The sequence below is a fragment of the Rhodococcoides fascians A44A genome (assembly GCF_000760735.1).
GTDB classification, from domain to species: Bacteria; Actinomycetota; Actinomycetes; order Mycobacteriales; family Mycobacteriaceae; genus Rhodococcoides; species Rhodococcoides fascians_E.
The window spans coordinates 391,413-400,668 of the sequence record NZ_JMEX01000005.1 but is presented as its reverse complement, the minus strand read 5'-3'; the positions used below and the strand labels follow the sequence as shown (position 1 = coordinate 400,668).

The window sequence follows — 9,256 nt, the reverse complement described above, 5'->3', positions numbered from 1 at the left end:
GGGCGGGCCCGCCGATGTGGAGGCGGGCCCGCTCGCTGATCGTTCAGCGGGTCACTTCGTGGTGATGACCTGGGTTCCGCCGGCGATCTCGTCGTGCTTGCCCTGCTTGGTCGGGCTGGAATTGATGGTCACCGCGATGACGATGTATGCAATGAACACCAGGAGTCCGCCGAGAAGGGGGACGACATTGAGAAGCATGAAGGCGTTGCGTTTCGCAGCCTCTGCCTGAGTTGGGTTGCCTCCGGCGACTCCCACCGTGCGCAGTCCCAGCAACTGCTTGCCGAAGGTTTGTCCGCGGGACGATTCGAGGAAGACGAAATACGAGAATCCGAGGACTGCGGAGATGATTCCGAAGAGGAGGCTGCCGAAGAACCCGGATGGAAGAATCACGTAGAAGACCGCGAGCACGATTCCGACGATGATGCCGTCGATCAGACGTGCGCCGAAACGTAGTCCGAGGCTCCCTGGTTGCCCGCCTCCGGGCAACTGTGAACCGGACCCGTATGCGGCGTTACCGCCGACCGGCGGCGGCGGGTAGTTGCCCGGAGGTGGTGGGTAGTTGCCGGGGGGAGGGTAGCTACCGGGAGGCGGATATCCACCGGCGTTTCCGGGAGGCGGGTACCCGCCGGCTGGGTTCTGGGGATACTGAGGCTGATTCGGATCCGAACCGTACTGAGGTCCGTTGGGCGGGTTCTCGCTCACTGATGTTCCCCTCGACTGACGTGATGTTGAGTCGTTGACAAATGTCTGGATTTCGACGCTGAGCGAACCGCACCCGGGGGTGCGTGTCAAGCACTACGCGCCCACCGCCCGTTTGGTTTCGTCGTCGATTCTCCACCGAGCGGGCACAGCTGAGGACCTCTAAGGTTGGTGGTTCTTACCGATTCGAGATTTGTGAGGGGCTCGCCGTGGGCATCAAGGTCGCTCTGGAACATCGAACAAGTTACTCGTTCGACCGCACGGTCCAAGTGTTTCCGCACGAGATCCGACTGCGGCCTGCGCCGCATTCTCGGACACCGATCGAAGCGTATTCGCTGAAGATCGAACCTGCCGAGCATTTCGTGAATTGGCAGCAGGACGTGTTCGGAAACTTTCTGGCACGCGTCGTTTTTCCGGAACGAACCGATCACATGTCGATCACTGTCGGGCTCGTCGCCGACATGGCCGTCATCAACCCGCTCGACTTCTTCGTCGAGGACTGGGCGGAGCATTTCGGTTTTCAGTACGACAAGGCGGACCTGCCGGATCTGGAGCCGTATCTGCGGCCCGTCGACGAGGACGAAGAAGGAAGTGGCCCAGGGCCGGTCGTGTCCACGTGGGTGGAGAAGTTGGAGGCGGCGGCACGCGAACGCGGTGACACGCTGCGCACCATCGATTTTCTGGTGATGGCGAACCAAGCCGTCCTCGGCGACGTCGGCTACTCGGTGCGGATGGAACCGGGTGTGCAGAGCCCGGACCACACGCTGACCACAGCTGTCGGTTCGTGTCGAGACTCGGCGTGGTTGCTGGTGTCCGTTCTGCGCCAGATGAAATTGGCCGCGCGGTTCGTGTCCGGGTACCTCGTGCAGCTCGCGTCCGACGTGAAGTCTCTCGACGGTCCGTCCGGGCCTGCAGCCGACTTCACGGACCTCCACGCGTGGACGGAGGTCTACCTCCCGGGTGCGGGGTGGGTCGGGATGGACCCGACCTCCGGATTGTTCGCGGGCGAAGGCCACATCCCTCTGTCGGCGACGCCGCACCCGTCCACGGCGGCAGCCATTTCCGGCGCCACGAGCAAATGCACCGCAGAGCTGGACTTCTCCAACACCGTGGTTCGGGTACACGAGGACCCGCGCACGACACTGCCGTACACCCAGGAGCAGTGGGACGCCATCCGGCGGACTGCATCGACGCTCGATGCCCGCATGAGTGCGCAGGACATTCGATTGACGGTGGGAGGTGAGCCGACGTTCGTCGCCATCGAGAATCAGGACGCGCCCGAATGGAACACCACCGCCGACGGTCCGCACAAGCGAATCCTGGCCAGCGCACTCGCCGAGCGTCTGCGCACCATCTACGCACCCGACGGGTTGGTCCAACGCAGCCAGGGCAAGTGGTACCCCGGTGAGCCGTTGCCGCGGTGGCAGGTCGGTCTGTATTGGCGGACCGACGGTGAATCGTTGTGGAGCGACTCCGATCTGATCGCCGATCCGTGGCTTCCTGCCGACGAGCGGCCCGCCGACGTGGACAACTCCGCGTCCCGGGCTCTGGTGGAAAAACTGGTGGAAGGCCTGGGATTACCGGCAGAGCAGGCACGACCGGCGTTCGAGGATCCGTTGGTGCGGCTACTCGACTACGTCCGGCAGCCGTACGGCGATCCGCCCGTCGACGCCGACATCGAACCCGGCACCGACACCCCGGACGCCCGTGCGGCGTTGCTGGCGAAGCTCGAGTCCAGTACCGACGAACCAGCGGCGTTCGTTCTGCCCATCGGCAGAACTCCCGACGGCACGGGGTGGCGCAGCGCGGATTGGACTCTCCGCCGTGGTCGCATCGTGCTTCTCGAGGGCGACTCGCCCGCAGGCTTGCGGCTTCCGCTCAGTGCCATCTCGTGGACCGGTGGTCCGCCGGAGAATCCGTCGGACCCGACCGACCGCAAGGATCCGTTGCCTGCGCGTCAGATGACGCAGCGTCCACCTCGGCCCGTCGACCCGGCCGAGGCGCGATACGCGCGACTCGCACTGGCGAACGAGTCGAATCGGGGCGTCGTCGGCGGCAACGGCGTGACGGCGCTCGTCGCCGAAGTGCGGGAGGGCATCCTGCATGTGTTCATGCCTCCCGTGGACCGGTTGGAGGACTTCGTCGATCTGGTCGCTCGGGTGGAGGACGCCGCGTCGGCGATCGAGACGCCCGTCGTCATCGAGGGCTACGGACCTCCGTCGGATCCACGCGTGCAGACATTGACAGTCACCCCCGATCCCGGCGTCATCGAGGTGAACGTTCAACCGTCGTCGTCCTGGGCGGAACAGAACGAGCTGATGGAGACGCTGTACCGCGAAGCACGCCGATCACGGCTGAGCACGGAAGGATTCGACAACGACGGCACGACGCGGGGGACCGGCGGCGGCAACCACATCACTCTGGGTGGCGTCACGCCGTCGGATTCGCCGATTCTGCGCCGACCGGACCTGCTGGTGTCGCTCCTGACTCACTGGCAAAGACATCCGTCGTTGTCGTATCTGTTCTCGGGTCGCTTCATCGGAACGACGTCGCAGGCGCCGCGCGCCGACGAGGGCCGCGAAGAGGCGCTGTACGAACTGGAGGTCGCGTTCAGTGAAATCCAGAGGTTGACGGGGTCGGATCGGACTGGGTCGCCATGGGTGGTGGATCGCGCGCTTCGCCATCTGCTGACCGACATCACCGGCAACACACACCGTGCGGAGTTCTGCATCGACAAGCTCTACAGCCCGGACAGCACACGCGGCCGATTGGGTCTGCTGGAACTGCGCGGATTCGAGATGCCGCCGCACCACCAGATGGCGATGGTGCAGTCGCTGCTCGTGCGGTCGATGGTGTCGAGGTTCTGGGACACACCGCTCGACGCGCCGCTGATTCGGCACGGGTCGAACCTGCACGGCCGGTACATGTTGCCGCACTTCGTGATCAGCGACATCGGCCGAGTCGCGGAGGACCTGAGAGAGCACGATATCGAATTCGACACCAGCTGGCTGGACCCCTTCACCGAATTCCGGTTTCCGCGGTTGGGGACCACCGTGATCGGTGATGCGGAATTGGAACTGCGCGGCGCGATCGAACCGTGGAACACACTGGGCGAGGAGTCGACGTCGTCCGGCACCGCCCGGTACGTCGACTCGTCCGTCGAGCGGCTTCAGGTGAAGATCGCCGGTGCGGACGATGGCAGATACATGGTCACGTGCAACGGGGTTCCGGTGCCGATGCTGCGGACCGAACGGCAGGACGTTCAGGTCGCCGGCGTCCGCTACCGGGCGTGGCAGCCGCCGAGTGCACTGCACCCGACCATCGAGGTACAGAGTCCGCTTCGGTTCGACCTCGTGGAAAAGCAAACGGGACGAGCAGTCGGAGGCTGCACCTACCACGTGGTTCATCCAGGTGGGCGGTCCTACGACGGGCCGCCGGTGAACTCGGTCGAGGCCGAGGCGCGCCGCAACGGTCGATTCGAGGAGGGCGGGTTCACCTCCGGCAAGGTGGACGTAGCAAGATTGCTCGAGTTGCAGGCGCGCCAATCGATCGACGTGACGGCGCCTGGCATGTTGGATCTCCGGCGTACGGGTGTCTACGCCGGCTAGTGGCCCGCGCGGCCACCCGCGACGCCCGACGGAAGGAATGACGACTCGATGGTGCCCGTGGATGCGACACCGAGCAGCGCGGCCCCTGTCGGCGCGTCGCCCGAGTCGGTGACGTCGTCGGGTGCGCCCGGTTCGACGGTCGGATTCGCGTCGACGGAAGCGGTCGAGGCGTATCGCAGCCGTCGGCGCGGGTTGCCGGGTTCGGACGACCGGTACGACGAACTGCTGAGTGACGGCCCCGGCGAGAGAGACGGGAAAGTCTCGGGCCTCCGTCGGCAGTGGTCGGAACTGATCGTCGGGCTCGATCGGGCCGGTCGCGGAGGCGAACGCGCCCTGCAGAATCGAGTTCGCAGCCTCGTCGACGAGCACGGGATCACGTACAACCCCGTGTCGGTGGGGGCGTCCGAGGCGCTCACGACTCCGGTGAGGTGGGGCCTCGACGGCATTCCGCTGGTGCTGGCCGCCGAGGACTGGGATGTTCTCGAGGCCGGACTGATCCAGCGCGCGCGTCTGCTCGATGCAGTTCTCACCGATCTCTACGGCGACATGCGCACGGTCACCGACGGTGTGATTCCTCCGCAACTGGTGTTCGGCGACCCCGGGTACGTCCGTGAGGCGCACGGGATCACCGTGCCAGGTCCACGGCAACTGTTCTTCCACGCCGCCGACGTGGGCCGGGCATCCGACGGTCGGTTCCGAGTGGTCGCCGATCGAACACAGGCGCCGTCGGGAATCGGGTACGCGCTCGCGGACCGCCGTGTGATGTCGCGGGCGACGCCCGAGTTGTTCCAGGACACGAATCCGCGCCCGTTGTCGACGTTCGCTCGCGCTGTCCGGTCTGCGCTCATCGACGCCGCCCCCGCGGCTGCCGAGGACCCCGTCGTCGTGGTCCTCAGTCCCGGATCGCACTCGGAGACGGCTTTCGACCAGGCGTACCTCGCCACTGTGCTCGGGTTCCCGCTGGTGGAGAACGCCGATCTGGTGGTGCGCGACGGATGCCTGTGGATGCGTTCGCTCGGCAAACTTCGCCGGGTGGACGTGGTCCTGCGGCGCGTCGACGCCGAGTTCACCGACCCGTTGGATCTGCGTCCCGATTCGCGGTTGGGTGTCGTGGGGCTGGTCGAGGTTCTACGTCGCGGTGCAGTCACCGTGGTCAACACCCTCGGCAGTGGTGTGCTCGAGAATCCGGCACTTCCTTCTCTTCTACCCGCGCTGAGTCGTGCGTTGCTCGACGAGGACCTGCTGCTCGAGTCGACGCCGTCGATCTGGGGCGGGGAGCAGCACGGGGTCTCGCGTCTGACGGCAGGCGTTCGCTCGTTGATCTTCCGATCCGTGACGACTCGTGACACCGTCGTCGGCCACGACCTGACCGATTTCGCGGCAGGCGAATTCGTCGATCGTCTGCGTGCCGAGCCGTGGGCGTGGGTCGGTCAGGAAGTCCCCGAGTTCTCCAGTGCACCCGCCGGGTCGGGTTTCGGCGGCACGATCGGTGCCGCCGAAGTCGGGATGAGGCTGTTCAGCGTCGCCCAGCGAACGGGATACACGCCGATGACGGGCGGCCTGGGGCAGGTCCTGGTCACCTCGCCCGTGGCGGACCCGCTGATCACGGTGGCGTCGAAGGACGTGTGGGTGCGTTCCGCCGAGCGGGTGACCACGGCCGATTCGGCTGCCCACACGCCGCCCGCCTCGGTCGAGGAATTGCCGCAGTACGCGGCGACCGAGAACGTCGACGTCGTCAGCTCGCCCCGCGTGCTCGGCGATCTGTTCTGGTTCGGGCGCTACAGCGAACGCGCCGAGGACATGACACGTCTGTTGATCGCGGCGCGCGAACGACACCAGGATTACCGCTCGATGCCGTGGCTGGACGGCAGCGACAGCCTGCCCATCCTGCTGCAGGCCGTGACGAAGGTGTCTCGTACCGGCCCCGGCTTCTTCGACGAGGACGTCTGCGCCGACGCGGTCGCCGAGCTTCGGTCGCTGATGCTCGACGTGGACCGACTCGGCTCGGTCGCACAGTCGGTGGATCGTCTGCAGCAAGCCGCGCGAGGTGTCAGGGATCAGCTGTCGAACGACACCTGGGCTGTTCTGAGCCGGATCGAGGCAGCGCTGGGCGAGCTAGCCGACACCGACACCGCCGACGGCGCACAACTGGCGGCGTCGCAGTCTTCGGTGCTGCGCGGTTTGCTGTCACTGTCCGGTCTGGCGTCCGAGTCGATGGTGCGTGACGCGGGCTGGTACCTGATGGACTGCGGCCGCCGGATCGAGCGCGGGCTTCAGCTGACGGCACTGCTGTCCGCCACGCTGAGCCATGCGTTGACACCGTCGACCGAGCAGGCGGTCATCGATTCCGTGCTCGGCGCGGCGGAATCGTCGGTGATCTATCGTCGCCGCAACCGGGGCCGTGCACGCCCCGCCGCCGTCGCGCAGCTGCTGTTGTTCGACGAATACAACCCACGATCGTTGGTCTATCAGTTGGATCGAGTCAAGGACGATCTCGGAGCGCTTCCCGACGCGTCGGGCACGTCGCGGGCGGAACAACTCGTCGAACAGATCGCGGTGCGGCTGCGACGCGTGGATCCGGGCGACCTCGAAAGCGTCGACGCCTCGGGCAGGCGGGTGGACCTCGTCGAGTTGGTGGACGGCATTCACGATCAGCTCGAGGAACTCTCTCGTGTGGTGCTTGCGACGCACATGGTGCTTCCCGGCGGGACTCAGCCGCTGTGGGGGACGGTCGGCGGTAACCTCTCGCAACGTCAGACGACGGGAAGTGGTGATTTCCGATGAGCAGGCGGTACAGAATCCGGCACATCACCACCTACACGTATTCGGATCGCGTGACCTCGTCGTACGGACGCGGGTTTCTCGCTCCGCGGGAGTTCGAGGGTCAGCGTTGCCTCGAGAAGTCGGTCGAGGTGCAGCCGGCGCCGACGGATCAGTCCTACGGCGTCGATGTCTTCGGAAACGAGGACGTGTACTTCCACGTGACGAGCGACCACGACAGACTGGTCGTGACCGCCGATTCGCTCGTGGAGGTCGACGAGCCGTCCACTCGGGACCTGGAGTCGGGTGCGACGGAACCGTGGGAGACGGCCAGGCCGCAGGCACCGGGGGAGTACACCGCGTCCGGTGCACGTGCCACGGCCGTGGAGTTCGTTCTCGACCTCGTCACGCCGGAGATCACCGACGGCGTCGTGGCGTACGCGGAGGCGAGCTTTCCGGCAGGTCGGCCACTCCGAGAGGCGATCGTCGATCTGACGCACCGCATCTTCACCGATTTCACCTACCAGTCCGGCTCCACGACGGTGTCGACGAAAGTCGCGGACGTGCTCGAGGCGCGATCGGGCGTGTGCCAGGATTTCGCCAGGCTCGCGATCGCGTGCCTGCGGGCGAAAGGTCTTGCTGCTCGATACGTGTCCGGCTACCTGGCTACCGAACCCCCACCGGGCAAGGAACGGATGATCGGGGTGGACGCCACCCACGCCTGGGCTGCCGTGTGGACCGGCGCGGCTGGATGGCTCGCCTTCGACCCGACCAACGACCAACTCGTCGACGAGCGGTACACGACGGTGGCGTGGGGCCGTGACTACGCCGACGTTCCGCCACTACGAGGCGTCATCTACACCGAGGCGGAGGAAAGCAGCATCTCGGTGTCCGTGGACGTCGCTCCGGTCGGTTTTCCTGCGTCGTGACGAAATCGGTACGTAGGTTCCTCCAGTAGGTGCCGTCAGGCGCCACAGTCTGTCGGAACTACCGGGTATCTTGGTAGCCGATGACCGCAACATTGGCAGACCCTGTATCCGAGGTGGTGGCCGCCGCTCAGCACCTGCTGACGAGGCGCACCGGCGCACCTGTCAGGCTGGTGGACCCAGTCGATCTCGGAGGCAGTGGTCAAGCAACCGTCCTCCGAGTTCGGGTGGCGGAAAACCCCTTTCAGCTGCCACGCACTCTCGTGATCAAGCAGGTCAGGGAAGCGTCTGCCGATCTCGGCCCCGAGGTCGACTCGGCGGCCGACACCGAGTCCGGTGGCCCCTCGGCGTTTCTTCGGGAAGCCGCGTCGTATCAATTCGCCACGGCACTCGCCACCGACAGCAGGCCAGGTCCGGATCTGCTCGCCTACGATCTGGGTGCACGTCTGCTGATTCTCAGCGATCTCGGCGACGCGAGCCCCATCACGGCGCTACTGAAGCACTCCGATGCAGCGTCGGTCACCAACTCGCTGATGGCCATGGCGCAGGCGCTCGGGCGTATGCACGCTGCGACGGTGGGCCGAGAAGACGATTTCGCGGCACTGCTCCGTCGGGCCGGTGTACCGACCAGTGCCGACGGTATCTCGGCGCAGATCCCCGACGCGCTCGTCGCCGTCCCCCGGATGCTCGAGGAGGACCTCGGCATCACCGACACTCCGGATGCTGTGCGTGAACGCGTCGAGCGCAGCGGCCGTCTGTTCGCCCACGGTGCGTTTCGTGCTTTCAGTCCGTCCGACCTCTGCCCGGACAACATCCTCGTCAACGAGGAAGGTGTCCGCTTCCTGGACTACGAGTGGGGTGGCTTCCGCGACGCCACACTGGACATCACGTACGCGCTGGCGTCGTTCCCCGGCTGCCTGTGCCACTTCGAGCTGTCCGCCGACCGAGCGCAGGCCATGATCGACGCGTGGCGCGCCGAGGTCGTCGGCATCTGGCCGCATCTGGCCGACGACGGTGTTCTGGCGTCGAAGATCCTGGATGCGCAGCTCATCTGGGTCTGGTTGACGACGTACTGGTTCCTCCCGAACGACCACACCCGTATCGCTGCTGCGCGCGCGCATCATCTGTCGGTGCCGCGTTCGGATGCGCTCATCTCTCGATGGAACGTCCTCGTCGACCAAGCAACTCGGACGGGTGACACCGATGTCGCCGCGTTCGCCCTCCGCGTTGTCACGGCGCTGGAGAGCAAGTGGGATCGCTGAT

At 66.0% G+C, this 9,256-nt stretch carries 5 protein-coding genes; 4 read left to right on the top strand and 1 reads right to left on the bottom strand.

The window, feature by feature from the left end:
• Positions 1–51 precede the first annotated feature (51 nt).
• On the bottom strand, positions 52–702 hold the full coding sequence (locus tag BH95_RS05640; RefSeq protein WP_019666408.1) for an RDD family protein: 651 nt from the start codon (positions 700–702) through the stop codon (positions 52–54).
• Between the two features lie 206 nt (positions 703–908).
• Between BH95_RS05640 and BH95_RS05635 the strand changes: the two genes are divergently transcribed.
• From BH95_RS05635 to BH95_RS05620, 4 genes are all read left to right on the top strand, one after another.
• Positions 909–4,307 (top strand): transglutaminase family protein, encoded by a 3,399-nt coding sequence (locus BH95_RS05635; RefSeq protein ID WP_037181332.1) that lies wholly within the window; start codon positions 909–911, stop codon positions 4,305–4,307.
• A 48-nt stretch (positions 4,308–4,355) separates the two neighbouring features.
• On the top strand, positions 4,356–7,091 hold the full coding sequence (locus tag BH95_RS05630) for a circularly permuted type 2 ATP-grasp protein (RefSeq protein ID WP_037181330.1): 2,736 nt from the start codon (positions 4,356–4,358) through the stop codon (positions 7,089–7,091).
• A complete protein-coding gene (locus BH95_RS05625) occupies positions 7,088–7,996 on the top strand; it encodes a transglutaminase family protein (protein ID WP_019666405.1) in 909 nt (302 codons plus the stop codon). Before BH95_RS05630 ends, BH95_RS05625 begins: the two co-directional genes overlap by 4 nt.
• Before the next feature lie 80 nt (positions 7,997–8,076).
• Positions 8,077–9,255: a hypothetical protein gene (locus BH95_RS05620; RefSeq protein ID WP_019666404.1), complete on the top strand. Its 1,179-nt coding sequence runs from the start codon at positions 8,077–8,079 to the stop codon at positions 9,253–9,255.
• The last annotated feature ends 1 nt before the right edge of the window (position 9,256 follow it).

Coding starts and splice junctions, on each gene's coding strand:
- BH95_RS05630 (WP_037181330.1), top strand. CDS start 4,356: ATGGTGCCCGTGGATGCGACACCGAGCAGCGCGGCCCCTGTCGGCGCG.
- BH95_RS05625 (WP_019666405.1), top strand. CDS start 7,088: ATGAGCAGGCGGTACAGAATCCGGCACATCACCACCTACACGTATTCG.
- BH95_RS05620 (WP_019666404.1), top strand. CDS start 8,077: ATGACCGCAACATTGGCAGACCCTGTATCCGAGGTGGTGGCCGCCGCT.